The sequence below is a fragment of the Streptomyces sp. MAI_2237 genome (assembly GCF_054189285.1).
Map to the genome: position 1 here is coordinate 525,316 of NZ_JAJPGQ010000005.1, position 24,319 is coordinate 549,634.

27 protein-coding genes and 3 pseudogenes are annotated in these 24,319 nt (G+C 71.1%); 14 read left to right on the forward strand and 16 right to left on the reverse strand.

Annotated features, from left to right (window positions below; genetic code table 11):
- Positions 1-21 precede the first annotated feature (21 nt).
- From LN251_RS30665 to LN251_RS30675, 3 genes are all read right to left on the reverse strand, one after another.
- Positions 22-678: a hypothetical protein gene (locus LN251_RS30665; protein WP_458247418.1), complete on the reverse strand. Its 657-nt coding sequence runs from the start codon at positions 676-678 to the stop codon at positions 22-24.
- Between the two features lie 41 nt (positions 679-719).
- Positions 720-1,094 carry a hypothetical protein gene (locus LN251_RS30670; RefSeq protein ID WP_458247419.1) on the reverse strand — a complete coding sequence of 125 codons (375 nt, stop codon included), beginning with the start codon at positions 1,092-1,094 and terminating at the stop codon, positions 720-722.
- Between the two features lie 131 nt (positions 1,095-1,225).
- On the reverse strand, positions 1,226-2,080 hold the full coding sequence (locus tag LN251_RS30675; protein ID WP_458247420.1) for an alpha/beta fold hydrolase: 855 nt from the start codon (positions 2,078-2,080) through the stop codon (positions 1,226-1,228).
- Between the two features lie 143 nt (positions 2,081-2,223).
- Here LN251_RS30675 and LN251_RS30680 point away from each other — a divergent pair, with 143 nt between their 5' ends.
- The 4 genes from LN251_RS30680 to LN251_RS30695 all read left to right on the forward strand — a co-directional run bounded on the left by LN251_RS30680 (position 2,224) and on the right by LN251_RS30695 (position 5,617).
- Positions 2,224-3,102 carry an AraC family transcriptional regulator gene (locus LN251_RS30680; protein WP_458247421.1) on the forward strand — a complete coding sequence of 293 codons (879 nt, stop codon included), beginning with the start codon at positions 2,224-2,226 and terminating at the stop codon, positions 3,100-3,102.
- A 164-nt stretch (positions 3,103-3,266) separates the two neighbouring features.
- The gene (locus LN251_RS30685) at positions 3,267-4,136 is read left to right on the forward strand and encodes a class II glutamine amidotransferase (RefSeq protein ID WP_458247422.1); all 870 of its coding nucleotides are present in this window, start codon (positions 3,267-3,269) and stop codon (positions 4,134-4,136) included.
- Positions 4,137-4,253: 117 nt separating this feature from the next.
- Positions 4,254-4,757, forward strand: coding sequence for a winged helix-turn-helix transcriptional regulator (locus LN251_RS30690; protein WP_458247423.1), 504 nt, complete (start codon positions 4,254-4,256; stop codon positions 4,755-4,757).
- Between the two features lie 8 nt (positions 4,758-4,765).
- Positions 4,766-5,617 (forward strand): MBL fold metallo-hydrolase, encoded by an 852-nt coding sequence (locus LN251_RS30695; RefSeq protein ID WP_458247424.1) that lies wholly within the window; start codon positions 4,766-4,768, stop codon positions 5,615-5,617.
- An 84-nt stretch (positions 5,618-5,701) separates the two neighbouring features.
- Here LN251_RS30695 and LN251_RS30700 read toward each other — a convergent pair whose 3' ends face one another.
- Entirely contained in the window at positions 5,702-6,679 is a 978-nt protein-coding gene (locus LN251_RS30700) for a helix-turn-helix transcriptional regulator (protein WP_458247425.1), read from the reverse strand.
- A gap of 143 nt (positions 6,680-6,822) precedes the next feature.
- On the opposite strand from LN251_RS30700, the pseudogene LN251_RS30705 reads away from it, so the two are divergent.
- The 3 genes and pseudogenes from LN251_RS30705 to LN251_RS30715 all read left to right on the forward strand — a co-directional run bounded on the left by LN251_RS30705 (position 6,823) and on the right by LN251_RS30715 (position 7,830).
- Positions 6,823-7,237: pseudogene (locus tag LN251_RS30705) on the forward strand (VOC family protein).
- Positions 7,238-7,329: 92 nt separating this feature from the next.
- Positions 7,330-7,572, forward strand: a complete 243-nt coding sequence (locus LN251_RS30710; protein ID WP_458247426.1) for a hypothetical protein — start codon at positions 7,330-7,332, stop codon at positions 7,570-7,572.
- Positions 7,573-7,578: 6 nt separating this feature from the next.
- Positions 7,579-7,830, forward strand: coding sequence for a DUF6069 family protein (locus LN251_RS30715; RefSeq protein ID WP_458247427.1), 252 nt, complete (start codon positions 7,579-7,581; stop codon positions 7,828-7,830).
- Positions 7,831-7,855: 25 nt separating this feature from the next.
- On the opposite strand, the gene LN251_RS30720 is transcribed toward LN251_RS30715, so the two are convergent.
- The 3 genes from LN251_RS30720 to LN251_RS30730 all read right to left on the reverse strand — a co-directional run bounded on the left by LN251_RS30720 (position 7,856) and on the right by LN251_RS30730 (position 9,465).
- Positions 7,856-8,137: a hypothetical protein gene (locus LN251_RS30720; protein WP_458247428.1), complete on the reverse strand. Its 282-nt coding sequence runs from the start codon at positions 8,135-8,137 to the stop codon at positions 7,856-7,858.
- Positions 8,091-8,285, reverse strand: a complete 195-nt coding sequence (locus LN251_RS30725) for a hypothetical protein (protein WP_458247429.1) — start codon at positions 8,283-8,285, stop codon at positions 8,091-8,093. Before LN251_RS30725 ends, LN251_RS30720 begins: the two co-directional genes overlap by 47 nt.
- 163 nt (positions 8,286-8,448) lie before the next feature.
- The gene (locus tag LN251_RS30730) at positions 8,449-9,465 is read right to left on the reverse strand and encodes a YihY/virulence factor BrkB family protein (RefSeq protein WP_458247430.1); all 1,017 of its coding nucleotides are present in this window, start codon (positions 9,463-9,465) and stop codon (positions 8,449-8,451) included.
- Between the two features lie 526 nt (positions 9,466-9,991).
- Between LN251_RS30730 and LN251_RS30735 the strand changes: the two genes are divergently transcribed.
- Both LN251_RS30735 and LN251_RS30740 read left to right on the forward strand, forming a co-directional pair.
- Entirely contained in the window at positions 9,992-11,764 is a 1,773-nt protein-coding gene (locus LN251_RS30735; RefSeq protein WP_458247431.1) for a glycoside hydrolase family 15 protein, read from the forward strand.
- A 115-nt stretch (positions 11,765-11,879) separates the two neighbouring features.
- Positions 11,880-12,230, forward strand: a complete 351-nt coding sequence (locus LN251_RS30740; protein ID WP_458247432.1) for a hypothetical protein — start codon at positions 11,880-11,882, stop codon at positions 12,228-12,230.
- A gap of 49 nt (positions 12,231-12,279) precedes the next feature.
- Here the strand turns inward: LN251_RS30740 and LN251_RS30745 are convergent, their stop codons facing one another.
- Positions 12,280-12,681 carry a hypothetical protein gene (locus LN251_RS30745; protein ID WP_458247433.1) on the reverse strand — a complete coding sequence of 134 codons (402 nt, stop codon included), beginning with the start codon at positions 12,679-12,681 and terminating at the stop codon, positions 12,280-12,282.
- 203 nt (positions 12,682-12,884) lie between these two features.
- Here LN251_RS30745 and LN251_RS30750 point away from each other — a divergent pair.
- Both LN251_RS30750 and LN251_RS30755 read left to right on the forward strand, forming a co-directional pair.
- Positions 12,885-13,358 (forward strand): annotated as a pseudogene (locus tag LN251_RS30750) (CBS domain-containing protein); the annotation flags it as partial.
- Positions 13,359-13,527: 169 nt separating this feature from the next.
- Entirely contained in the window at positions 13,528-14,292 is a 765-nt protein-coding gene (locus tag LN251_RS30755) for a DUF4142 domain-containing protein (RefSeq protein WP_458247434.1), read from the forward strand.
- Between the two features lie 28 nt (positions 14,293-14,320).
- On the opposite strand, the gene LN251_RS30760 is transcribed toward LN251_RS30755, so the two are convergent.
- The 5 genes and pseudogenes from LN251_RS30760 to asnB all read right to left on the reverse strand — a co-directional run bounded on the left by LN251_RS30760 (position 14,321) and on the right by asnB (position 19,624).
- Positions 14,321-14,860 carry a MarR family winged helix-turn-helix transcriptional regulator gene (locus tag LN251_RS30760; protein ID WP_058927405.1) on the reverse strand — a complete coding sequence of 180 codons (540 nt, stop codon included), beginning with the start codon at positions 14,858-14,860 and terminating at the stop codon, positions 14,321-14,323.
- 88 nt (positions 14,861-14,948) lie between these two features.
- A pseudogene (locus LN251_RS30765) lies at positions 14,949-15,670 on the reverse strand (flavodoxin family protein).
- Between the two features lie 131 nt (positions 15,671-15,801).
- Positions 15,802-16,866, reverse strand: coding sequence for a YihY/virulence factor BrkB family protein (locus LN251_RS30770; protein ID WP_249837842.1), 1,065 nt, complete (start codon positions 16,864-16,866; stop codon positions 15,802-15,804).
- A gap of 68 nt (positions 16,867-16,934) precedes the next feature.
- Positions 16,935-17,666 carry a hypothetical protein gene (locus LN251_RS30775; protein ID WP_458247435.1) on the reverse strand — a complete coding sequence of 244 codons (732 nt, stop codon included), beginning with the start codon at positions 17,664-17,666 and terminating at the stop codon, positions 16,935-16,937.
- Positions 17,667-17,782: 116 nt separating this feature from the next.
- Positions 17,783-19,624: an asparagine synthase (glutamine-hydrolyzing) gene (asnB, locus tag LN251_RS30780; protein ID WP_458247436.1), complete on the reverse strand. Its 1,842-nt coding sequence runs from the start codon at positions 19,622-19,624 to the stop codon at positions 17,783-17,785.
- A gap of 411 nt (positions 19,625-20,035) precedes the next feature.
- Here asnB and LN251_RS30785 point away from each other — a divergent pair, with 411 nt between their 5' ends.
- Positions 20,036-20,824, forward strand: a complete 789-nt coding sequence (locus LN251_RS30785; protein WP_458247437.1) for an SAM-dependent methyltransferase — start codon at positions 20,036-20,038, stop codon at positions 20,822-20,824.
- Positions 20,825-20,838: 14 nt separating this feature from the next.
- Here LN251_RS30785 and LN251_RS30790 read toward each other — a convergent pair whose 3' ends face one another.
- Both LN251_RS30790 and LN251_RS30795 read right to left on the reverse strand, forming a co-directional pair.
- Positions 20,839-21,366, reverse strand: a complete 528-nt coding sequence (locus LN251_RS30790; protein ID WP_458247438.1) for a hypothetical protein — start codon at positions 21,364-21,366, stop codon at positions 20,839-20,841.
- 1 nt (position 21,367) lies between these two features.
- Positions 21,368-21,823, reverse strand: a complete 456-nt coding sequence (locus LN251_RS30795) for an ATP-binding protein (RefSeq protein WP_458247439.1) — start codon at positions 21,821-21,823, stop codon at positions 21,368-21,370.
- 252 nt (positions 21,824-22,075) lie between these two features.
- Here LN251_RS30795 and LN251_RS30800 point away from each other — a divergent pair, with 252 nt between their 5' ends.
- Positions 22,076-22,297, forward strand: a complete 222-nt coding sequence (locus LN251_RS30800; RefSeq protein ID WP_458248198.1) for a DUF397 domain-containing protein — start codon at positions 22,076-22,078, stop codon at positions 22,295-22,297.
- A gap of 94 nt (positions 22,298-22,391) precedes the next feature.
- Positions 22,392-23,312 (forward strand): helix-turn-helix domain-containing protein, encoded by a 921-nt coding sequence (locus LN251_RS30805; protein ID WP_458247440.1) that lies wholly within the window; start codon positions 22,392-22,394, stop codon positions 23,310-23,312.
- A gap of 110 nt (positions 23,313-23,422) precedes the next feature.
- On the opposite strand, the gene LN251_RS30810 is transcribed toward LN251_RS30805, so the two are convergent.
- Entirely contained in the window at positions 23,423-24,241 is an 819-nt protein-coding gene (locus LN251_RS30810) for an SAM-dependent methyltransferase (RefSeq protein ID WP_458247441.1), read from the reverse strand.
- Positions 24,242-24,319: the final 78 nt, after the last annotated feature.

Below are 24,319 nucleotides of genomic sequence, written 5' to 3' on the forward strand. Positions count from 1 at the left end.
GAGCGGCGTCGGCGGGCCCGCTCATCGCAGATGAGCGGTGTCGACGATCGTGGACTCGCTGTCGGAGCCGGTCACCTGGATGTACCCCGGGTTGCCGTCGCGGTCCACGTAGCAGGTGATGCCGAGGGACCAGAGCACGGTCTGGCGGACCGGATGTCGGGCGACCGCCTTACGGCAGTCGGACGCGGTGGGGAGCTTCTTCGAATCCCAGTCGGCCAGCTTGCCGTTGGTGGCGTTCAGATAGCCGCCCGAGACATAGATCGCGTCGGTGTTCGTGCCCGCCCGTGAGGGCGGGGTGTGGGAGAAGTCGTACCCGACGGGCGCGCCCTCGTTGCTGTCCTGCAGGTGGAAGCCGCGTACCAGTGCGGTCGACGCGGTGGCGGGCGGGTCGGACAGGGCGGCCTTGGTGGCGAGGCCTCCGCCCCCGACGACCACGAGGGCCGCGGCGCCGGCGATCACGGGATGTGCGGCTGTCATGGACAGCAGAGGCCCGATCACGGGGATCGAGAACTTCAGGTGGGTGTTCTTCTGGTTGATCGTGGCGTGGTCGCCCGCGGTGACGGTCGCCGAGGAGTCGTGGACCCGCGAGCGGTGCCCGCCTCTCTGCGGGGGCAGATAGGTGTTGTTCTGCACGTTCCCGTCGCCGACCTGGGCGCCCTTGATCCGGCTGTTCTTCATCTGCTGCGTGCTCTTTCGATTCTCCGGGTGCGGACGGCCGCTCAGTGGAAGGTGTTGTTCTGGGTGGTGCCGTTGCCTACCTGGACGCCCTTGGCCTCGCGGAGATCGATCCCGCCGGCCGAGGGGGGTGCCGCGGGCGGGGCGAGGAGGACCAGTAGGCGCTGGGCGTGCTCCATCACCTCCGTGTCCACGGCCCCCGTCACCAAGAGTTCGCGGACCAGCCCCTCGGCGGGCGCCCCCGGCCGCCGTTCCAGAGCGCTGAGCTGTTCCAGGGCTCCGGGGCGGCCGGAGAGGCGGCTGCTCAGCGCTTCCTTCAGCGCCCGGTAGGAATCGGTCACGGCGGCGGAAGCGGCACCGCCGAGACCTGTCGTCGCGCCCGTGACCAGGGCCTGCACCACCAACGTCGCCGGATCCATGGGCGCACCTCCGTACGGCTTCCTCGGGATCGCACCGGGACGATCACCCGGTGTGACAACATGAGGAAGTTATCCGGCAGCCGACCGCAAGGTCTGGGTTTGCCCGCAACCGCCGCTAATCGCCTGTTTGGTCACTGAATGCCGGCGCCGTTTGTCGTTTCTCCGCCGTCGGCCACGGCCTCCGCTCGGCCCGTGATGTGGGCCAGGAAGTCATGGAGAGCCGCCGCGACGGCCTCCGGTGCTTCCAGGGGGACGAGATGCCCGACACCCGGGACGGTGGTCACAGTGGCGTGCGGGAGGTGCGGCAGAAGGCACTCGCGCAGCACCCGCGACGGTTCCACCACGTCCTTCTCCCCCGCCAGCACCGTCACCGGAACGTCGATGCCGCGTACGGCCGTGGTGATGTCCTGCGCGATCCCCCGCAGGGGCCACTCCTGCCGGGCCGCGTCACCGGCGGCGAGACTGTCGTGCATCACGGCGCCCAACTCCGTCTCGGGCAGCGGGGTGGCGGCCAGCACTTGCTCCACGGCGTGGCGCACCGTCTCCGGCGAGTCGTACGCGTGGGACAGACCCCGGCGGTACTCAGCCGTCACCGTGGTGGGCGGCTGCGGCGGCGCCGGGGCGACGAGGACCAGCCCGGCCAGTCCGGTGGGCCGACGTGCCGCGAGCAGCTGGCTCACCTTGCCGCCCATCGAGTGCCCGACCAGCACGTACGGCCCCGACACGCACGTCTCTACGACGCGAGCGAGATCGTCGGCGAGCTGGTCGAGGTGATAGGGGCCGGGCAGGTCCCGTGAGGCCCCCCAGCCGCGCTGATCGAAGCGGACGGTCGCCTGCTCCGGTCGCAGCCGGACGATCACACCGTTCCATGTCCCGGCGGAACCGCCCCAGTAGTGGGCGAACACCAGCGCCGGCCCGCTCGTGCCTCCGGCGCGTACCTCCAGCGCTCCGCCCGCGACCGTCACCGGGATTGTCGTTTCCGTCATCTCCGCACCTCTCATCGGCTCGGCGAAGCACCTGTTCATCGCCCTGCCGTACTCTCGACCGCACTATCTGACCTGCTTTTCAGGTCGATTTCGACGGTACGTGGGGCGCATCCCGGCCCTCGGTGAAAAGGGACTCAGCGATTGTGGAAAACGGACACGATGCGGTACGACAGCTGCGCTACCTGCCCGCCATCGGCTCACCCCATGGCGTGGAGGTGCTCGACTTCGCCGGGCTGCGCTCCATGGACCCCCGCCGGCGGCGCGCACTCCCCCAGCGCCCCGACTTCCACGTCTTCGCCCTCGTCCGCTCCGGCACCGGAAGCCACGAGGCGGACTTCCACGCCTTCACGCTGTCGGCGGGAAGCGCCGTCTGGATCCGGCCCGGGACGGTGCACCGCTGGAGCGACGTCGACGCCTGCGACGGGCCGCTCGTCCTCTTCCGGCCCGGTTTCCTCCCCGGCTTCACCAGCGTGGAGACCACCGCGCCGGTGAGCTGGCGGATGGACGGGCAGCGCCTGGACCTCGCCCTGCTCGCGGCCGAACACCTGAGCCGCGAGCACGAGACGGCGGCCCACGCGCCGCACCTGGCCTCTCCCGCCCTGCTCTCCCACCTGCTGGCCGCACTGCTCCTGCGTACGCTGCCCGAGACAGCGACCGCGACCGACGCGCCGGAAATCGGCACCCGGCACACCGCTGTCTTCCGCGCCTACCGGGCTGCCGTCGAGGCGCACTTCACCGACTGGCACCAGGTGACCGACTACGCCCGGGCACTCGGCTACGACGCGCGCACCCTCACCCGGGCGACACGCGCCGCCGCCGGCACGGGCGCCAAGACCTTCCTCGACCAGCGCATCCTGCTGGAGGCGAAGAGGCTCCTCGCCCACACCGACCTCCCGGTCACCGGCTGCGCACGGCGCCTCGGCTTCCGCGACGTCGGCAACTTCACCACTTTCTTCCGACGGCAGGAGGCCGTGCCTCCCGCCGCCTGGCGCGCGGCGTACGGTCAGGCCGGTTCCCCGTGAGGCGAGACACCGGCCCCGGAGACGCGGCGGCGAGTGCGGGATTCACACCGGGCCTGAGGGGACACTCCTGATAGAGCCCTCCTCCGTCGCCCCACCCACAGAAAGCGCCGTTCGCGGCCGACCCCGCACGCGGAACCACAGACCGGCTGTCCTGGAGGAACCTCATGTGCCGCCTCTTCGGCCTCACCAGCGCCCCGCTCCGCACCCACGCCACCTTCTGGCTCCTCGACGCCCCGGACAGCCTCAGCCGGCAGAGCCACCGCGACCCCGACGGCACCGGCCTCGGCCTCTTCGCCGCCGACGGCACCCCGCGCGTGGACAAGGCCCCCATCGCGGCCTACCGCGACCGCGCCTTCGCGCAGGAGGCCCGGCAGGAGGAGTCGGCGACCTTCGTCGCCCATGTGCGCTTCGCCTCCACGGGCAGCCTGGACGTCCGCAACACCCACCCCTTCGAGCAGGACGGCCGGCTGTTCGCGCACAACGGAGTCATCGACGGCCTCGACCGGCTCGACGAGCATCTGGGCGAGGACCGCTCCCTGGTCCGGGGCGACACCGACTCCGAGCGGTTCTTCGCGCTGATCACCCGGGAGACGCGCCGGCACGACGGTGACGTCACGGCCGGCCTGCGGGACGCCGCCCGCTGGATCGCCGCGCACGTGCCCCTCTTCGCCCTGAACCTGATCCTCATCACCCCAAGCGAGCTGTGGGCGCTGCGCTACCCGGACACTCACGACCTCTACGTCCTGGAGCGCCCGGCGGGCGGTCAGCACGGCAGCAGGCATCTGGACCACAGCGGCAGCCACGGCCGTATGCGCGTCCACTCGGCGCACCTGGCCGCTCATCCCGCGGTCGTCGTCGCCAGCGAGCGCATGGACGACAACCCCCACTGGCGCCCGCTGGAGCCCGGCGAGCTGCTCCACGTCGGCCCCGACCTCCACGTCACCCGCCAGATCGCCCTGCCGGATCCTCCGGCGCACCCGCTCACCCTCGACGACCTGCACCCCGACGCGGCCGCCTCCCAGCAGGCCGCCTGACCGCGTCCCACCGGTCACCCCCTCCGCACACCCTGCGACGCACCTCACACACCCTGACTTCAGATTCTGATGCCAGATCCTGGCTTCAGTTTTCAGAGTCAGAGTAGGCTGCCGGTCATGGACGCCCTGTCGCTGCCGGCCAATCAGCACTGCTCGATCGCACGCACACTCGGCGTGCTGGGACAGAAGTGGAACCTCCTGCTGCTGCGCGAGGCCTTCCTCGGGCGCACCCGGTTCGCGGAGTTCCAGCGCATCGGCATCCCGACCGCGACCCTCGGCCAGCGGCTGAACGACCTGGTGTGCGCTGGACTCATGGAACGCGGCTCGTACCAGCAGGAGGGAGAGCGCGGCCGCGAGGAGTACGTCCTCACCGAGGCCGGCCGCGACGTCCTGCCGGTCCTGGCCGCCCTCAGCGCGTGGGGGGACCGTCACCGCCCGCAGGAGACGGGCCAGGGAATCCTCTACGCGGCCGCCACAGACCGGCCTGTACACCTCGAGTTCAGGGACGACCAGGGCGAGTTGGTCCACCAGGACGATGTCTCGGTCGTCCGAGGCCCGGCCTACCACGCCGCCTTGGCCGCCGCCGGCCGGTCACCCGATCCCCACCCGAACCATCACTAGGAACGCCCATGTCCACCAGCAGTCCGCTCGGCTACGAGGTCTTCGTCGCCGACCCCATCGCGCAGAACGTCGCCGAACCGGTCCCCAACGGAGAGCGGCGGATGTTCTCGCCCCTGTCCGTCACCCTCGTCCACGCCGAACGGGACGCCGTACTGATCGACCCGCCGCTGACGTCGGCCCAGGCCGAGGCCGTGGGCGACTGGGTGGAGGCGACGGGCAAGAACCTGACGCACATCTTCGCCACCCACGGCCACGGTGACCACTGGTTCACCGCCGGCGTCCTGGCGGACCGGTTCGGGGCGCAGGTCGTCGCCACCGAGGGCACGATCAGCGAGATGCACCGCAATGTCGCCCTCCGCCCGGTCTTCTGGGACAGGCTCTTCCCCCAGCAGATCCCGGACGCGCCGGTCACCGCCGTCACCGTGCCGGGCAACCGGCTCACCCTCGAAGGACACGCTCTCCTCATCGTCGAGGTCGGCCACAGCGACACCGACGAGACCAGCGTCCTGCACGTCCCCGACCTGGAACTCGTCGTGGCCGGCGACGTCGTCTACAACGGCGTGCACCAGTACCTGGCCGAGTCCGGTGACGGGGGCCGCGACGCCTGGCGCACGGCCATCGCCGCGGTGGAAGAGCTCCGCCCGCGCCGGATCGTGACCGGCCACAAGAACAAGCGACTGGACGACGACGCCGACCGTGCCATCGCCGAGACCCGGCGCTACCTCGACGCCGTCGACGAGCTTCTCGGCAAGCACGACGACGCGCTCGGCTTCTTCGAGGCCATGCTGGAACGCTTCCCCGACCGCCTGAACCCGGGCGCCCTGTGGGGCGGAGCCGTCGCGCTGTACAAGCAGCTGTAACAGTAGGCGCTCCCGCGCGGGGCCCGCCGCGATGGCCCCGCCGCCGACTGCGGGTGCCGGGAGCCTTGGACCCACGCCCCGGTGTCAGGTCCGGTGGGCGAAGGCCGCGAGCCGGGCGGCGAACTCGGCGACGCGGTCGCGCAGTTCGTCGGGGCGTTCGATCACGAACGGGCGGTCCAGCGAGGCGAGCGTCGCGGGCAGCCAGTCGAGGCGCTCCGCCCGCAACTCGACACGCAGCCACCCTCCGCCCCCGCCTTCCGGCGGTTCGCACTCCGCCAGGGTGGCGACGCCGACGGGCAGGCGGGCGCGGATCTGCTCGGCCGTCCCCTGGACCCGGACGGTCACTTCGTGCCGGTACTCGGCCGTGGCGAACCCCGACAGCAGGCGCTGCGCCGGCGTGGGGCCTTCGCGAACCTCGAACGTGCCGGGCAGGGTGCGGGCGTCCGCGATGCGGTCGAGTCGGAAGGTCCGGTCCTCGCCGATCCGGGCGTCCCGTCCCGTGACGTACCACCGACCGGAGTGGGCGACCACCCCGTACGGGTGCAGGACGCGTTCGCTGACCCGTCCGTCGCGGTCGGTGTAGCGGACCGACACGGGCCGGAGGTGGCGCACCGCGTCGGTCACGGTGAGCAGGACTCCGGTGTCCGGGGCGGCGGCCGCTCCGGGCCCATCGGTGAAGTCGAGTGATTCCAGGAGTGCGTCCAGGCGGCGGGCGGTGCGCTTCGGCAGGACACGCCGGATCTTGGCCGACGCGGTCTCGCTCGCCGTGTGCTCCGGCGTCAGCCCGGCCCGGCGACCGGCGATCAGTCCGAGCAGTACGGCCAGCGCCTCGTCGTCGCTGAGCATGAGCGGGGGAAGCCGGTACCCGGGGGCGAGCCGGTAGCCGCCGTAGCGGCCGCGCACCGACTCCACGGGCACGTCGAGGTCGAGCAACTGGTCCACGTAGCGCCGCACGGTCCGCCCCTCGACGCCGAGCCGGTCGGCGAGCTCGGCCACGGTCCGGGTGCCGCCCGACTGCAGCAGTTCGAGGAGTGTCAGCACACGGCCGGTGGGTCCAGACATGCGAACAGCCTAAGCGGATACAGGACGGATTCTGTCCTCTATTGCTCCTAGTCTGCGAAGTGCAGCGCGCTTCCGAGGCGGCCCGTTCGACGCGGTCCTCTCCGAAGAAGTCCACAGCAGGTTCAGCAGCCAGGGAGATCACCATGGAGTTCGTCTCGATCCGCATCATCACCGGCGACGTCGCCCGTCTCGTCGCCTTCTACGAACGGGCCACGGGACTGCCGGCGGTCCGGGCGACCGAGGATTTCGCCGAGATCAGGACGGCACACGCCACTCTCGTGATCGCCGGTACCCGTACCGTCCCCCTGTTCGCCCCGGACTCCGCCCGCCCGGCGGCCAACCAGAGCGTGATCACCGAGTTCCTCGTCGACGACGTGGACCGCGTGCACCAGAACCTGGCCGAGTACGTCACGGACTTCGTCACCGAGCCCACCACGATGCCCTGGGGCAACCGGTCTCTGCTGTTCCGCGACCCCGACGGCAACCTCGTCAACTTCTTCACCCCGGTCACGCCGGCCCGCCGTCGAGAAGTTCCGGCGGACGTCCGCGCCCGCCTGATCGCCGCCGCCCGTGGCGCAGGTGCCACATCACGCAGCGCAGGCGGGGCACCCGAAGGAGCACGCAGTTACCTACCTCCGTGAGGTGATCTTGTGTCAGGCTCCGCTCCGTACGGGGACTATCCGCCGCGCGGCCCGGTCGGCTACCAGGACGGGCAGGCGACCGGCGTGGCGGCGGGACGGCTGTGGGCGACCGGCGCCGCCACGGCGGTGGTCGCAGCTCTCGCCGCCGTCGTGGTCACGCTGCTGATCCGCGGCGTACTGGACGTGGCGGTCTTCGCGCCGCGCGGGGCGGGTGTGTGGGGCGACGCCACCACCGGCTACCTCGCCGCGTGAGCCGTGGTGGCCGCCCTGGTGGCCACGGGACTGTTGCATCTGCTGCTGGTCACCGTCGCCCGGCCGCGGGCGTTCTTCACGACGATCGCGGGTCTGGTGACGGTCGCCATGATGCTGCTGCCCTTCACCCACGCCCTGGACATCGGCGCCCAACTGGCGAGCGCCGCCGTCTTCCTGGTGATCGGCGCGACCATCACGGGTCTGCTGTCCGCGGCCGTTCCCGCCGTCGCCCCCGACCGGACCTACGGCCGGTGGTGATCAGGGACCTGCCGGAACACGGGCTTCAGGCCCCGAGCTTGCCGACCAGGGTGTTCACCATGCCGACCAGGGCTTCCAGATCCTGCTCCCCCGGTGCTCGGGTGCCCGCCCGGCGGGCGAGGTCTTCCCCGGAGATGACGTCCATGGCTCCGGAGTAGCGGTCCGACGTCCGTTCCTCGACGGTGACCACCTCGGCCCGACCCTCCACGAGCACGAGCGTGGCCGCCTCCTCGCGCGCGGCGAGCAGCGCTCGTACAGGGTCATGGGTGACGGGCCCGGGGGTCTGCGGACGGTCGTCCTTCTCCACCCGCGAGGGGACGTTCCTCCTCGGTCTCGTCGTCGCGCTCGCCCTCCGCCTGGGAGGGGGTCGTCCAGGGCGGGTCGTAGGCGGGGCGGGTGCCGGACGGGTCGTCGTCTCGCTCGCCCTCGGCCTGGGACGGTGTGTGCTCGCTCATCGGCTGGCCTCCCGCAGGATCGTCGGGCGTCATGACCGCGGGGTGATCCGGCGGGCACGCGCGTCACGGCGGCGCTGCGACCGCGCGAGGCGGTGACGTGCGGATCCTCCCGCGGCGGCCCGGGTGCCCGACCGGCTCACCACCAAACGGTGCGCCAGGGACCCTACGATCCCTCCTCCCCGGGCAGATCGTCGCCCGGCGTTCGGGTCGGCGGCTCGAAGCGCACGCGGACCTTCTGGAAGCCCTTGAAGGTCTCCGTCTCGGCATACGACCGGTAGGCGCGCCGGTCCCCCGGGCTCAGCAGCACCTGATCGGTGAACGGCGTGAGCAGGCTGCGGGGCCACAGGCGCATCACGCGCACCGAGCTCACCTCGGCCGTCGTCAGGAAGATCAGGGCACCGAGATACAGCCAGGCCAGCAGGCCGAGGACGATGCCGAACATGCCGTAGGTGGCCGTGGCGCCCCGCAGGACGTGCTCGACGTAGTACGAGCCGCCCCACTGCAGCACCTGCCAGGCGCAGGCGCCGCCGAGCGTGGCGCCGTAGAGCTTCCGCGCCGGGAGCCGGCGGTGGATCAGCACCCGGTAGGCGAGCAGGAGCAGGGCGGCGTTGAGGACGGTCGCCCCCAGCGCGGCGGCGATCTGGATGCCGATGGCGAGGCGGGTGCCGAAGACGCCGGCCGCGGCCTCGGCGGTGGTCAGCCCGGTGGCCACGCACAGGCCCACCGCGAGGATCGACAGGAACAGCAGGCCCTTCAGCCGTGAACGCAGGGGGTCCGGCCGCGCGTGCCGGGGCACCGCCCAGATCTTGTTGAGGGCGTACTGCGCGGCCTGGGCCACACCGAGCGCGCCGTAGAGGCTGCCCGCGATGCCCACCACGAGTGCGGCGCCGCTGGCGTGGAAGGAGTGGACGTTCTCGCCGATCTGGTCGCCGATGACGGGAAACTCGCTGAGCGCGGAGTCGATGACACGGTGCCGCAGTCCGGGGTCGCCGTGGAGCAGGGCTCCGAGGACGGCGACGAGGATCAGCAGCAGCGGGAACAGGGAGAAGAAGGCGTAGTAGGCCAGCAGCGCGGCCAGGTAGGTGACCTGGTCGTCGTAGAACTTGTACACCACCCCGAGCGGCAGGCCCACCCAGCGGTGGCGTCGCTGGTAGGCATCCACGCGGGCCAGGAATCCCATGGGTCCGCCCAACGCGAGGTCAGCTTTTCTCCGTCAGGCCCGCACGGGCGGCGGCGAAGTGCTGCAAGACGGTGCCGGGCGCCCGGGCGAAGGCGACGTCGAGCGGCCCGAGGGCCCCAGGCTGTGCGCACGCTTCCATGTTCCTCACCCGTCCGGTCGCCGACGTTGACCAACACCTTTCAGTACCCGCAGGAGTGCAGGTCAAGCGGTCGCGGGTCGGACGAGTTGCCCCACCGAGGTTTCCCGGCGGACGCGGCGGCATGCGGGGCGCCGGCCGTTCGCGTGCGGGCGTTTCCGGCCACGGGACTCGGGTACTCCCCGGTCACCCGGTGGCCCCGGAGACGGAGCCGCGTACGTGACGGGCCGAGTCCGACGGCATGTGCGGATTCCTGGGCGGCGCGTCACCGACCGGCGCCCTGCTTCGCGAGGCCGCCGGGCGAGCAGGTTCCGGGCGCCGTCGGTCCGGCCGGAGCACCCCGCCGGTCTCCGTCCGACCAGCCCGGTAGGTCCGAGCCGGACGGGAGACATGACCGATACGCCCACCTCCGCGGTAGACAGCGACTGCCCGCCCTGGGTGCTGCGCGAGTACGCGGTGCTGGCCGACGGCGAGCGCGGCGCGGTGGTCGATCCGGAGGGCAGGATCGTCTGGCTGTGCGCTCCGCGCTGGCACGACGACGCCGTCTTCTCCGCGCTGATCGGCGGCTCCGGGCATTTCGCGGTGACACCGGTCGACCCCTGGCACGTGTGGGGCGGCTCCTACGCGGAGGGCTCCCTGATCTGGGTGAACCGGTGGGTGAGCCCGGACTCCGTGATCGAGTGCCGTGACGCCCTGGCGCTGCCCGCCTCGCCGGACCGTCTCGTCCTGCTGCGCCGGATGCGGGTCGTACGGGGTGAGGCCAGGCTGCGGCTGAGCCTGGACGCGCGTCCCGGCTTCGGCGAGCACCGGATGAGCGGCCCACGCCTCGAGGACGGGACCTGGGTCGCGCAGGCCAAGGGGCTGCGGCTCCGGCTCCTCGGGGCACGGCACGCGTCATGGGACCCCGGGCAGGGCCTGAGCGGCGAGTTCCACCTGCGCCGGGGCGAGGAGCACGATCTGGTGCTGGAGCTCACCCGCGGTGACGACGCGCCCCCTCTGGACGCCGGGGAGCTGTGGCGCGCGACGGAGCACGCGTGGGGGCACCGGGTGCCGGACTGCTCAGGACTGGCCGCGCCTCGTGACGCCGGCCATGCCTACGCCGTGCTGCGCGGACTGACCTCCACTACGGGCGCCATGGTCGCCGCCGCCACGACGTCCCTGCCCGAACGGGCCAACTCCGGGCGCAGCTACGACTACCGGTACGCCTGGCTGCGCGACCAGTGCTACGCCGGCCTGGCCGTCGCCGCGCACGGACCGCACGAACTGCTCGACGACGCGGTCCGCTTCACCACCGAACGCGTCCTGGCCGACGGGGACGGCCTGCGGCCCGCCTACACCGTCACCGGCGACCCCATGCCACGCGAGCAGACGCTGCCGCTGCCCGGCTATCCCGGCGGCAGCGACCGGGTCGGCAACCGGGCGGGCGACCAGTTCCAGCTCGACGCCTTCGGCGAGGTCCTTCAGCTGTTCACCGCCGCCGCCCGCCAGGACCGGTTCACCCGCGACACCGAAGAGGCCGCCCGGGTCGCGGTGCGTGCGATCGAACGCAACTGGACGCGGCCGGACGCCGGGCCTTGGGAACTGGAGAACCGCTGGTGGACCCACTCCCGGCTGAGCGTGGTCTGCGGTCTGCGCCAGATCGCCGAGGTGCTGCCGGGCGCCGACGGCCGCCGCTGCGCCGACCTCTCCGACGCCGTCTATGCCGAGACCCGGCGTCGCTGCCTGCACCCCGGCGGGTACTGGCGCCGGGCCGCCGACGACGACGGCCCCGAGGCCGCCCTGCTCGTGCCCCTGGCGCGCGGTCTGCACGCCGCGGGCGATCCCACCGCCACGGCCACCCGGGCCCTCGTCGCGGACCGGCTGGCCGAGGACGGGTACCTCTACCGCTTCGACCACGCGGGGGTACATCTCGGCGAGGCCGAGGGCGCCTTCCTGCTGTGCGGGTTCGCCATGGCGCTGGCCGCGCACCGCCTGGGCGACCGGGTCGACGCGTTCCGGTGGTTCGAGCGCAGCCGCTCGGCCTGCGGCCCGTCGGGGCTGTTCGCCGAGGAGTACGACGTTCGTCAGCGGCAGCTGCGTGGCAATCTGCCCCAGGCCTTCGTCCACGCTCTGCTGCTGGAGTGCGCGGTCCGCCTGGCCGGCACCTCGGCCCCGCCGGCCTGAGGCCGCGCACCGACTGCGTTCCGTGCGTCCCGACAAAGCACGCAAATCCCCTGATTCACACCATCCCCCCGGGGTACTTGCGCGATGAACGATCGGAAGCGGAGGGGGACGGGGCATGGTGTCTCATACGTTCGAACGTGGCGTCCTCGTCGTCACGGTCTCCACTGATCCCGGGATCGCCCGGCGTGCCACGCTCACGACCGAGATCAGTGATCTCATCCATGCCTACCGGCCGATGCCCGTCGTCGTGGTGCTCGAGGAGGCCGCCACGGGAGCACCGGTGGTCAGCGCGGTACTGCGCGCCCATCGCATGTGCAGCCGGCTCGGCGTCCTGATGTCCGTGGCCACGCACAGCGCGCCCGCGCGCCGCCTGCTGGAGGCCGACGCCGACAGCGTGAGCCCCCGGCTGGTCGTTCACGCCCGCACCGACACCGCCATCGACGCGACCTTCGTCGCGGCCGCCTGAAAAGGACGGCCACCGACGTCGCTCTGGGGACCTGCGTCCTGCCGAGGATTCACCGGACGCGACGCACGAGCGGGAAGGCGGCGTCGAGGGCCCGGCCGCGGTCGGTGAAGTCGCCGATGCGGGTGACCAGCCCTTCGCCGACGTCGAACACGTGGTACACCACGGTCTGCGGGTCTGCGGGAGGCACGGCGCCGTGCATCCGCAGTCCGAGGACGACGGCCGACGGGTAGGTGAAGGTCTCCTCGACTCGCGCCCGCAGTCCCAGCGCGTGCAGGCGGGCGCACCGGCTGAGGACGTGCGAGCGGGTGTGACAGCTCGCACCGGCCTGTCCGGAGGGGTTCCAGCACACGTACGGATGCAGGACGGCGGCCAGCAGCCGGCAGTCCGCGGCCTCCAGCGCTTCGCGCAGTCGGGCGGCCACGACTGCGGGGCCGGGCTGCGGACGTGTCACCAATGGGGGCCTCCCGGGTCTGTGGAACGAGGCGGCACCGCACCCTTCCCGACAAGGGACGTGCAGCGCAGGAAGCGAGGGCTCGAAGCCGGGCTGTCCACGAACCACGGGCTCACCGCGGCGAGTTGCCGCAAGGCGGGCCGCCGCCTCCCGGCCGGCGCTAGGCCGACCAGGCGGCTCGCGCCGGGCAGGGCGGCGAGGCGCAGCTGCTGACCCGCGCCATCATCTACACCCTGAAACTGCGCCGCCGCGGCATCGACCTCGAAGGCCCCGCTCCCGGCGCCCCGATCGGCTCCCCGCACGTCGGCGCCGTCATGGAACCGCTGCCCTCACCCCTGCCCTCGTCCACGACCCTGGCGGACTCCGCCGACCTGCTGAGCCTGTCGGGCCACGGAGCACTGCCGGTGGTCGACGACAGGGGCGCGTACGTCGGTGTCGTCACCGCGCAGGCAGTCGACGAGGCCCTGGCGGAACAGCCCGAGGCGGCACCGACCCGGGTCGGGCAGCTCGCCGAACCCCCGTCCCCGATCACCGCCGACCAGCCCCTGGCCCACGCCCTGCACACCCTGCTGTCCGCCGCCGGCACCGGCCTGCCCGTCCTCGACGACGCACACGGCAGGCCCGTCGGATGGCTCAGCCACCAAAGCGCCCTCCGCACGGTCCACGCACCCGGCTGACGCACCGGCACCGGACCACGCCACAAGGGCTCGTGCGTCCGAGCAGGGCCGTCAGCAGCCGGCCTGGAGCGGAATGTTGGCATAGTGCAAGCTTTACTCCGGGTAAAGGTTCTCTTTCCGTGGAGGCTCGTACCTGTGGGCGTACGTCCCGTCCGCCCCAGGAGGCACGATGCCCAAGTCGCGCAGCACGATCGGAACCGTCTTCGTCGGCGGGGCACTGAGCGTGACCCTGGCCGCCCTGGCCTATCCGAGCATGCTCGGTGTCCAGACGACGTCGGCCAACCAGTCCCGCGTGATCGCTCAGACCCAGTGGGGGCCGCTCACCGAGTCCGACCGGAACTTCGTCGTGTTCGTGCGCTCCGCCGGCCTGTGGGAGAGCCCCTCGGGGGAGCTGGCCCTGCGGAAGGGAACGACCGCGGCCGTCCGCGAAGCCGGCCGGCACCTGGTCATCGGGCACGCCGCTCTCGACGCGAGCTGCCGCAGGATCGCCCCGATGCTGAACATCACCCTCCCCAACCAGCCGACACCGCAGCAGCAGGGCTTCCTGGACACCTTCAAGTCGGATACCGGCAAGCAGTTCGACAGCGACTTCGCGAACACCCTGCGCGTCACTCACGGTTCGATCTTCAACACCATCGCCAAGGTCCGCTCCACCACGCAGAACACCCTCGTGCGCCGGCTCGCCGACCAGGCGAACGACGTGGTCCTCGACCACATCACCCAGATGGAGACGACCGGACTGGTCAACTTCAACCAGGTCAACGTCCAGGAGACGAGCCCGCCGACACTGCCCTCCAGTCAGGTCACACCCCCGGCGCCGCAACCCGGGGCACCGATGGTCGCGATCACCGTGCCCCCGGGAGTCCCGGCACAGGGAGTCACGACAGGTCCGGCCGACACCCCCGCGCCCGGCGCGTCACCGGCCGCCGGATGACCGGACTCACGTGGGGTCGCCGCGGTTCTCACACGTCGTGGGCGACCGTCTCGTCCATGCTCCAGCCGAGCGGGTGCAGTTCGGAGCTGTCGGCCGACGGCGCGGCCGGGGGCTCTCCGCCCGCCCTGTTGAAGGCGCCCAGCGCTTCGATGAGGGCCAGCCGCTGCGTGGGGCCGAGCCGGGCGACGATGGCCGCGATCTCGGAGCGGCGCCGGGCGGTGACGTCCTCGACCGTGCGCCGCCCCTCCTCGGTGAGCTGCAGCAGCGTCTCACGCCGATTGTCCGGGTTGGTCTGCCGGTCCGCGAGCCCGGCCGCGATCAGCCGGTCGACCATGCGCATCGCCGTCGACGGCGCCACCTGCAACAGCTCGGCCAGCGCCACCAGTTTGGTGGCACCCCGGGTGTGCAGCACGACCAGCATCCGGAACTGCGGGAGGGTCACCCGTTCCTCGACCTCGCCGAGGGAACGGGCCGAGACCGCCACCAGCAGGCGGGAGGCGGTCAGTACCGCCCTGGTGACAGCATCAACATCGTCCATGGCCCCCTCAGGGGTGTCGCGCTCCGGCATGGGTCCTTTCTACCGTGCCGACGTCACGGCCGACTCACCTGTCACCGCCGCTCCCCCGGACCGGACGCCCCACGGGGGCGCACAGACCTCAGCGGTAGTCGGGGTTGGGGGCGTCGAAGCGGCAGCCCGCGTCCCACTCCGAGCGCTGGTTGCCGTGGGCCGGGATGCCCTTGGCGCGCTTGAGCAGCGCGGCCAGGTGCATGAGGTTCCAGGTCATGAAGGTCGTGTTGCGGTTGGTGAAGTCGTTCTCCGGTCCGCCCGACCCGGGGTCCAGATACGAGGGTCCCGGCCCCGCCGGCCCGATCCAGCCGGCGTCGGCCTGCGGCGGGATGGTGTAGCCCAGGTGCTGGAGGCTGTAGAGGATGTTCATCGCGCAGTGCTTCACGCCGTCTTCGTTGCCGGTGATCAGGCAGCCGCCGACGCGGCCGTAGTAGGCGTACTGGCCCTCGGAGTTGAGCAGGCCCGAGCAGCTGTAGAGGCGTTCGACGACCTGCTTGGTGACCGAACTGTTGTCGCCCAGCCAGATCGGTCCGGCGATCACCAGGATGTCGGCGGCCATGACCTTCTCGTACAGCGCCGGCCACTCGTCCGTCGCGAAGCCGTGTTCGGTCATGTCCGGGTAGACACCGGGGGCGAGGTCGTGGTCGACGGCGCGGATCACGTCCGTCCGCACCCCCGCGCCGTCATGATCGCCCGGCTCTTGTCGATCAGGCCCTGGGTGTGGCTCCGCTGGGGTGACGGCTTGAGTGTGCAGTTGATGAACAGGGCGGTGAGGTCGTCGAAGCGGTAGCTGTCGTCGGTCGCGTTCACGGTGACTCCTCGAGCAGGGGACCGCGGTCCCTCCCGGGGAAGGACCGCTTCAGCCGCAGCCTCTCGTGCGGATCTCCGTTTGTCGCGCTTTGCCGGTCATCCGTCATCATTCCGACCGATGTCGTGGACCGTCATTCGGTCTCCAGGCGGCGGACGTCCTCCTCGTCCCAGGTGCGGGTGTCGCGAGGCTGGGTGTAGGGCTCGCGCTCGGGCGGGAGGCCGCCGGCGATGGCCCGCTGCCGTACGGTCTCGGCGTCGAACTCCAGGCCCAGGAGAATCGCGAGGTTGCTGATCCACAGCCAGACGAGGAAGACGATGACGCCCGCCATGGTGCCGTAGGTCTTGTTGTACGAGGCGAAGTTGGCGACGTAGAACGCGAACCCGGCGGAGGCGGCCAGCCAGATCAGCAGGGCGAGCAGACTGCCCGGGGTGATCCACCGGAAGCCCTTGACCTTGGCGTTGGGGGTCGCCCAGTACAGCAGCGCGATCATCACGGTCACCAGTAGGACGAGGACGGGCCACTTGGCGATCGCCCACACCGTCAGCGCGGTGTCACCGATGCCGAGTGTCTGCCCGGCCTGGCGGGCCAGCCCACCGGTGAAGACCACGATCAGCGCGCTGATCACGGCCAGCACCATGAGCACGACCGTCACCCCGACCCGTACCGGCAGCACCTTCCACACCGGCCGGCCCTCCGGCATGTCGTACACGGCGTTCGCCGCGCGGATGAAGGCGGCCACGTAGCCGGACGCCGACCAGATCGCCAGCACGATACCGACCAGGGCCATCACCGAGCCGACCCCGGAGTTGTTCTGCAGCTGTTCCACCGCGCGGGTGATGATGTCGCGCGCCGAGCCGGGGGCCAGTGTCTTGAGGTTGGACAGCACCTTGTCCGTGGCGGACTTGCCGGTGATGCCCAGCAGGGACACCAGCACCAGCAGAGCCGGGAACAGGGACAGCACCCCGTAGTAGGTCAGCGCCGCCGCCCGGTCCGTGAGCTCGTCGTCCTTGAACTCCTTCAGGCTGCCCTTGAACACGGCGCCCCAGGCGCCCTTCGGCATTTTGGCCGGGGTGTCGGGGGCGGCCCGTTCGACCTCCCCGTCCGGTCCTGCCTCCTGCGGCGAAGGCACCCGGGAGTCCGGGTGGTCGTCGCGGTGGTCCTGGTCTTTACGTCCCGGAAGATGCAGCTTCGCCATGGCTGCCGGGTAACCCGGCGACGCCGCCTCAAGCAGGGGTATCCGAGCGGGCACCGTTCCCGGCCTGCTCAAGGCCGTGACGTTTCCGGCGGATCCAGGGTGAACACCGTGATCCACTCGGCGTCCGCGGCGTGGTAGCCGAGGTCGACCAGGGCCTCGGCGACGGCACGCATGTGTCCGGCGCCGTAGACGACGGCGATGGAGAAGGCTCCGGTGCGGCCCGCGTAGGCCCCGTCGAGGCCGGTCAGGGCCTGGGTCAGCAGCCGGTCGCGGCGTCGCAGCACCAGGTCGTCCAGGCCCGGCCAGAAGTCCGCCGCGGCCTCCTCCCCCTCGCTCATCAGGTCTTCCAGCTCGAGATGCCGGGCGAGCCAGCGGCGGGTGCCCAGCAGGCGCATCCCCGTGGTGAAGGCGGGGACGAGGGTGGCCACCAGCGCGCGTTCCCTCCACGGCAGACGCGCGTACCCCTCCTGGAACCGAGCGGCGCTCATGTCCGGGCACACCACCGGCAGCCCGAGCGCGTCGAAGTCCAGGTCCTGCACCACCAGGCCCAGGCGTTCGTGACCGTCCAGCCGGCGGTAGGAGGCGACCAAGGCGTCGGCGCCGGGCGAGCCCTCCCCGACACCCTCCGCCACGACCAGGTGGCAGGTGCGGCGCAGCCGTGCCGCCACTTCCCGGTAGAAGGCCGCCTCCGCCAGATGGACCATGGGGAAGAGCACGAAGGCCAGGTCCGTCCCCGGCCGCGTGAACCGGATCACGGCCGAGCGCACCCCGGCCAGCCCGGTCACCTCGATGAACTGCACGCCCGCCTCCTCCGGTGCCCGGCCTCTTTCCTGCCATCACGCGAAAGAGCCGTCCGCGAGTTGCCGGGCACCGGCCCCCAATCAGCGCACGCCCCCCGTATGCGGGGAGCGAGGAGTCAGTCGAGCGTGATCTCGGGGCGGTACAGGTCCAGCCACAGCGCCAGGTCGAGTGCGCGTTCCAGGCCGCGTCGCCCGGCCTGCGAACTCACCGCCGTCTCCCGGTGTGCGACGCGGTGCAGACGGTCGCGGTCGACGAGGTCGAAGACCGGGTGGGTGGTCCGGGACAACAGGTCCTTGGCCTGATCCTGGAGCGCGACGGCGTACTTGGGGTCCTGGGTGGAGGGGTAGGGGCTCTTGACCCTGTCGTACACGGACTTCGGCAGCAGGTCGGCGGTCGCCTCGCGCAGCAGGCTCTTTTCCCTGCCGTCGAAGGACTTCAGCGCCCAGGGGGTGTTGTAGACGTACTCGACGAGCCGGTGGTCGCAGAACGGGACGCGGACCTCCAGTCCGACGGCCATGCTGGCGCGGTCCTTGCGGTCGAGCAGGATGCGGACGAACCGGGTGAGGTGCAGGTGGCAGATCTGCCGCATGCGGTACTCGAAGTCGCTCTCCCCGTCGAGGCGGACGATGCCGGAGACGGCGGTGCGGTAGCCGTCCGCGATGTACCCGTCGAGGTCGAGGGTGTCGAGAAGGCCGGGGCGCAGGATCTCGGCGTCCTCGCCGAAGTGGCGGCCGAAGCGCACCAGCCAGGGGAAGGTGGCGGCGGCGCGGGCCTCTTCGTCGAAGAACTGCTGGTAGCCGCCGAAGACCTCGTCGGCGGACTCGCCGGACAGGGCGACCGTCGACTGGTCCCGGATGGCCCGGAACAGCAGGTACAGCGAGGCGTCCATGTCGCCGAGCCCGGCGGGCAGGTCGCGGGCCCGGACGACCTTGGCGCGGACGTCGGGGTCGGCGAGGGTCTGCGCGTCGAGGACGATGTCCTGGTGTTCGGTGTGGGCGGTGCGGGCCACGTCGTGGACGAACGGTGTGTCGGGGGTGCCGCGCAGGTCGTCGGCGACGAAGTGGTCGGCCTGGCCGACGAAGTCGACGGCGAAGCTGCGCACCTTCTCGCCCTGCTCGCCGAGCCGGCGGGCGGCGATCGCGGTCATGGCGGAGGAGTCGAGGCCGCCGGAGAGCAGGGTGCAGCGAGGCACGTCGGCGACGAGTTGGCGGCGCACGATGTCGTCGAGGAGGGAGCGGACGGTGGCGATGGTGGTGTGGCGGTCGTCCGTGTGCGGCCTGGTCTCCAGCTGCCAGTAAGCGCGGCGGTCGATCCCCGCCCAGTCGACGGTGACGACGGTGCCGGGTTCAACCTCCGCCATGCCGTCCCAGACGGCGTGCCCCGGCGTCTTGACCATGGTGAACAGCTCCCGCACGCCGTCCGCGGTGACGCGGGCGGTGGCCAGCGGGTGGGCGAGGATCGCCTTGGGTTCGGAGCCGAACAGCACTCCGTCGGGCGTCGGGTAGTAGTAGAAGGGCTTGATGCCCATGCGGTCGCGGATCATCACCAGCTTGTCCCGGCGGCCGTCCCAGACGGCGAACGCGTACATCCCGTTGAGCCGTTCCGCGATGTCCTCGCCCCATTCGAGGTAGCCGTGCAGGACCACTTCGGTGTCGGACTGGGTGGTGAGACGGTGGCCGCGGCCGGTGAGTTCACGGCGCAGCTCGGTGAAGTTGTACGTCTCCCCGGAATAGACGAGCGCCACGGTCCCGTGCGGGGTGTCCACGCTCATGGGCTGCCTGCCGCCGGGAAGGTCGATGATCGCCAGCCTGCGGTGCCCGAGGGCCGCGTGGCCCTGGATCCAGGTGCCGCGGTCGTCCGGTCCCCGGCAGGCCATCGTGTGCGTCATCGCATCCAATGCGGCTGTCTGTGTGCTCAGTTCGCGGTCGAAGGAGATCCAGCCGGTGATGCCGCACATGTGGTGCCTCCCGCTCCGGGCCCGCCCGGGCCGCCCTGCCACGTGGGGTTTTGCTCGCGCTACGACGGCTCACGGACAAATAAGTTGTAACTGCCATGCATTTCGAGCGTGCCCCGTGTGCTCGGGGTGGTCAACACGGCTGTAACGTCACCCAGGCGCCGACCCCCTTGTTTTCGGACCCACTTGGCAGACGCAAAACCCGGGGACGCCGGTGTCGCCGGAGCGGTCCCCACGGGAATCGGCCACAGGCAAAATCTTCTTCAGTTCCGGGCGTGCTCCTCATCGGCTCTGCAAAGGGCCTGACGTCGGTCCTTCGGAGGCCCGACTCCCTTGTGGTCGGGGCGAGTTGGCACGCGAGTACGATGATCGAGTGTTCGGCCCCCTTCTGACACCCGCCGCGCTGGAGCTGCCATGACGACCGGCCCACAGTCCTCCGCCCGGATCGACACCGGCCGGCCGCATCCCGCACGGGTCTACGACTGGCTGCTCGGCGGCAAGGACAACTACCCGGTCGACGAAGCCGTCGGGGAGCAACTGCCTCCCCAGGCACGGGACGCGGCCCGGCAGAACCGGGAGTTCATGCACCGGGCGGCCGCGTGGCTCGCCGCGCGGGGCATCGACCAGTTCCTGGACATCGGCACGGGGATCCCCACCGAGCCGAACCTCCATCAGATCGTGCAGAAGATCGTGCCGGCGGCGAAGGTCGTCTACGCCGACAACGACCCGATCGTGCTGCGCCATGCCGAGGCGCTGCTGATCAGCCACCCCGAAGGGGTCACCGACTACATCGAGGCCGACGTTCGGCATCCGGAAGGCATCGTCGAACACGCACGGCACGTCCTCGACTTCGACCGGCCCATCGCGTTGTCGCTCATCGCGCTGATGCACTTCATCACCGACGAGCAGGACGCCCACGGCATCGTCCGCAATCTGGTGGCCACGCTCCCGCCGGGCAGCCATCTGGTGCTGACGCACGCCGCGTCGGACCTCTTTCCGGAACTCGCCGCACGCGTCACGGCCGAGTACGCGAAGGGCGGCATCCGGCTCGGCTTCCGCACGCGTCCGGAGGTGGAGCGCTTCTTCGACGGTCTGGAGCTCGTGTCACCCGGCCTGGTCACCGCCACCGAGTGGGGGCTCTCGACCGCGGCCACGGAGGCGGAGGACAGCGGCATCTACGCGGGCGTGGCCCGCGTCGGCTGAGATCCTGGCGGGTCTCAGTCGGCCAGGGTCGCGGCGAGTTCCCTGGTGGCGTGGACGAGTTCGGCGTCCGGCTCGGCCAGCAGACCCGGAATCACGCCGCGCTGGGCCCTCACCGCGCTGCGGGCCGCGCTCTCCCATTCGACGTGGTCGCCATGGAGACGGCGGAGCTTCGGATAGGCGGCGGCGATGGTCTCCCACTGCCGGGCGGCGGCGATGTTGCGCAGCAGCCGCAGGATCTGCGCCCGGCAGGCGGTCTGCGGGCGCTGCGCGAGGTCCCACAGGAAGGGAACGGTGACGGCGGTCGCCTGCCCGACGACGAATCCGTACTGGCAGATGCGGTGTTGCAGCCGCTCCAGCGCGTTGCGGGCGGCGGGTTCGTCGCCCGAGGCGACGGCGGCGAGTAAGAAGGGGATGGCCGCGGCGGATCCCGAGGCGTCCTCGATGTCGCGCCAGGAGATGAGGCCGACGTCCCGGAGCGCTACGGGGAGTCCCTCCTCCCCCACCGGGCGCTGACCGCCGAGGACACCGGCTTGTGACGTCATGTCAGGCGAGCGCCTCTGTGGGCAGGATGGCCCAGACCGTCTTGCCGACCGGGGTGTAGCGGGTCCAGCCCCAGTGCTGGGCGAGCGCCTCGACCAGGAACAGGCCGCGGCCGTGCTCCTGGAAGGAGTCCGGGGTGTGCGGGCTGACCGGGACGGCGTCGCTCCGGTCGGTGACAGCGCACACCAGGTGAGCCCGCCGACGCGTGAGCCTCAGGCGCACGTCGGACCCTCTTTCGTCGCCCGGTTCACAGGTACGGGCGTGCAGCATGGCGTTCGCCGTCAGTTCGGAGACGACCATCAGGGCGTCGTCGAGACACCGGTCCAACCCCCAGTCGACGAGCGCGCGTTGGGTGAACGCGCGGGCCTGGCCACATCCGGTGAGATCACCGGAGAGGCAGAGCTGGACCGTCCTGGGTGCGGCGGGCCGGGTGGTACCGGTGACTGCGGCCCGTCCCACCGGGAACGCGGTGGGACCGGACCAGGGTGCTGGGTGCGCGGGGAGCGACACGGCATCTCCTGAAGTGACGTCAGGACGGGGCAGGCATGAAGGTCGGCGTCGTGGTTAGTATCCACCCTGAGAGCGACTCCGTGCAATTTCACGAGAAATTGCGCGCAGTTCCAGCCAGCCAGCGCCACTTGGGACAGGGCCGCCTCGAAAGCGGTGGCGACCGCGTGGCGCGACACATGCGAGGAGAGAGCGGTGTCTTCGATTCCGAACGGGGTGCGAGCCAGCTCACTGGACGTCCGCTGGCTCAAGAGCCGGCACAGCAACGCCGAGGGCAACTGTGTCGAGGTCGCGGCGCTGGCCGAGGGCGGCGTGGCGCTGCGCAACTCCCGTGATCCGCACGGGCCCGCGCTGATCTACACGCCGGCCGAGGTGGCCGCGTTCCTCGCGGGCGTCCGGGACGGCGAGTTCGACCACCTGCTGTGACGGCACGGACGCAATCTCTTCGGCCGACGCCTACGGCAGGAGGCGTACAGATGCGATAATGCATGCTGTTGCCCACTGCCCACTGGGAGTCAGGATGCCCTCGGAGTCACCCCGCGTCTCCCGCCTCGAACCGTACCTGGACCGCACCGAGCCCGCGCCGACTCTGCTGAAGATGCTGGTCGGCGTGCAGTTGGCGGGCTTCCGAGAGGACGCCGGGCTCTCGCAGGAACAGGCCGCCCGCTCCGTGGGGTTCAGCCCGGCGAAGCTGTCGCGCATCGAGGCGGGCAAGGGACGCAGGCCACCCACCGAGGTCGATGTGCGCGCTCTGCTGGATTTGTACAAGACCGAGGAGTACGAGACCTCGGTGCTGCTGCAACTGCTGCGGCGCGCCGGGGAACCGGGGTGGTGGCAGCGCTTCGACAAGCGTCTGATGCCCGAGTGGTTCGACCGGCTCGTCGGCCTGCAGGAAGCGGCCGACTCCATCCGTACCTTCGAGATCCAGTACGTTCCCGGACTGCTGCAGACCCCGGCCTACACCCGTGCCGTGGTGCAGCGCGGGCTGCCGTCGGCACCGACCCGCGAGGTGGATCGGCGCGTCGAACTGCGCATGAAGCGCGCGGAGTTGCTGCAGCGTGCGGACCCGCCACAGCTGTGGGCCGTCGTCGACGAGTCCGTGCTGCTGCGCGTCCTGGGCAGCCGGGACATCATGCGCGGGCAGCTTGAGCACCTGATCGAGATGGCCCGACTTCCGCACGTGACGCTGCAGATCGTCCCGCTGGACGTGACCAACGCCTCCGCGCCGGCCATCCCCGTCACCTATCTGCGCTTCGGCGGACTCGACCTGCCGGACGTCGTCTACCTGGAGCACATCAAGAGCGCCACGTTCCTGGAGGACCGCGACGAGACGGAGCAGTACCGGGTGACGCTCGACCAACTGGCCGACGACGCCCTCGACCCCCGCCAGTCCCTGGCCCGCCTGCGCGAGACGGCCGAACAGCGCTACCGCCTCGGGTGAGCCGAGGCCCACGGCGCTGCGGCGTCACGTGATCCGCTCCGCAGCGCCACGGCATCAGGTGATCCTGCCCGCAGCGCTGCGGCGTCGTGTGAGCCACGGTCCGGTGACGGCTACGGCATCCGGCCCACTCCGCCGAACTCGATCCACTCCTGGGTGGCCTGGCGCGGGGCCACGTCGTTGTCGGGCCGCCAGGTGGAGACCTCCACCAGTCCCGGTTCGAGGATCTCCAGACCCTCGAACCACTCCGCGACGTCCTTCTCCTGGCGCACCCGGCCCCAGTGGCCCTGCGTCGCCTGGTCCATGAAGTCCGTGACGAACTTCCGGACCTCCGCGTCCTCGCTGACCAGCTGACACATCAGCAGGCAGCTGCCCGGCGCGAGCCGCTCGCGCACCCGGCGCACCACCGCGACGGGCCCTTCGGTCTCGCTGTCCGGGATGCAGTGGAACACCGAGTTGAACAGCACCGCCACCGGCTGCGAGAAGTCGATCAGCCGCTCGGTGTCCGGGTGGGAGAAGATCTCCTCGGTGTCGCGCAGGTCGGCCTGGATGACGGCGGTGCGGTCGTTCTGGTCCAGCAGGGCGCGGCCGTGCACCAGGACCATCGGATCGTTGTCGACGTACACCACCCGCGACTCGGGATCGATCCGCTGCGCCACCTGGTGCACGTTGTCCTGGGTGGGCAGACCTGATCCGTGGTCCAGGAACTGCCGGATGCCGTACTCCTTGGCCAGCACCGCGACCACCCGCTGCAGGAAACGCCGGTTGTTCAGGGCCAGCGCTCGTGTGCTGGGCACCACCTTGTCCAGTTCCTCGCAGGCGGCCCGGTCCACCGCGTAGTTGTCCTTGCCGCCCAGGTAGTGGTCGTACATGCGCGCGGCCGTCGGAACCGTGGCATCGATCTTGGTGGACAGCCGCTTCCCGGACTCCATCGTCTCCCCCAGCCGCACGTCGCGCGCCGAGGGCCCGGCGCGCCAGGCAACCCATCCTAGGGAGTGGGCACTTGACTC

Bases quoted from the DNA above. Each gene is read 5' to 3' on its own strand.
- LN251_RS30665 (WP_458247418.1), bottom strand. From the start codon at position 678: ATGAAGAACAGCCGGATCAAGGGCGCCCAGGTCGGCGACGGGAACGTG.
- LN251_RS30670 (WP_458247419.1), bottom strand. From the start codon at position 1,094: ATGGATCCGGCGACGTTGGTGGTGCAGGCCCTGGTCACGGGCGCGACG.
- LN251_RS30675 (WP_458247420.1), bottom strand. From the start codon at position 2,080: ATGACGGAAACGACAATCCCGGTGACGGTCGCGGGCGGAGCGCTGGAG.
- LN251_RS30685 (WP_458247422.1), top strand. From the start codon at position 3,267: ATGTGCCGCCTCTTCGGCCTCACCAGCGCCCCGCTCCGCACCCACGCC.
- LN251_RS30690 (WP_458247423.1), top strand. From the start codon at position 4,254: ATGGACGCCCTGTCGCTGCCGGCCAATCAGCACTGCTCGATCGCACGC.
- LN251_RS30695 (WP_458247424.1), top strand. From the start codon at position 4,766: ATGTCCACCAGCAGTCCGCTCGGCTACGAGGTCTTCGTCGCCGACCCC.
- LN251_RS30700 (WP_458247425.1), bottom strand. From the start codon at position 6,679: ATGTCTGGACCCACCGGCCGTGTGCTGACACTCCTCGAACTGCTGCAG.
- LN251_RS30725 (WP_458247429.1), bottom strand. From the start codon at position 8,285: ATGAGCGAGCACACACCGTCCCAGGCCGAGGGCGAGCGAGACGACGAC.
- LN251_RS30730 (WP_458247430.1), bottom strand. From the start codon at position 9,465: ATGGGATTCCTGGCCCGCGTGGATGCCTACCAGCGACGCCACCGCTGG.
- LN251_RS30735 (WP_458247431.1), top strand. From the start codon at position 9,992: ATGACCGATACGCCCACCTCCGCGGTAGACAGCGACTGCCCGCCCTGG.
- LN251_RS30740 (WP_458247432.1), top strand. From the start codon at position 11,880: ATGGTGTCTCATACGTTCGAACGTGGCGTCCTCGTCGTCACGGTCTCC.
- LN251_RS30755 (WP_458247434.1), top strand. From the start codon at position 13,528: ATGCCCAAGTCGCGCAGCACGATCGGAACCGTCTTCGTCGGCGGGGCA.
- LN251_RS30760 (WP_058927405.1), bottom strand. From the start codon at position 14,860: ATGCCGGAGCGCGACACCCCTGAGGGGGCCATGGACGATGTTGATGCT.
- LN251_RS30770 (WP_249837842.1), bottom strand. From the start codon at position 16,866: ATGGCGAAGCTGCATCTTCCGGGACGTAAAGACCAGGACCACCGCGAC.
- asnB (WP_458247436.1), bottom strand. From the start codon at position 19,624: ATGTGCGGCATCACCGGCTGGATCTCCTTCGACCGCGAACTGAGCACA.
- LN251_RS30785 (WP_458247437.1), top strand. From the start codon at position 20,036: ATGACGACCGGCCCACAGTCCTCCGCCCGGATCGACACCGGCCGGCCG.
- LN251_RS30790 (WP_458247438.1), bottom strand. From the start codon at position 21,366: ATGACGTCACAAGCCGGTGTCCTCGGCGGTCAGCGCCCGGTGGGGGAG.
- LN251_RS30805 (WP_458247440.1), top strand. From the start codon at position 22,392: ATGCCCTCGGAGTCACCCCGCGTCTCCCGCCTCGAACCGTACCTGGAC.
- LN251_RS30810 (WP_458247441.1), bottom strand. From the start codon at position 24,241: ATGGAGTCCGGGAAGCGGCTGTCCACCAAGATCGATGCCACGGTTCCG.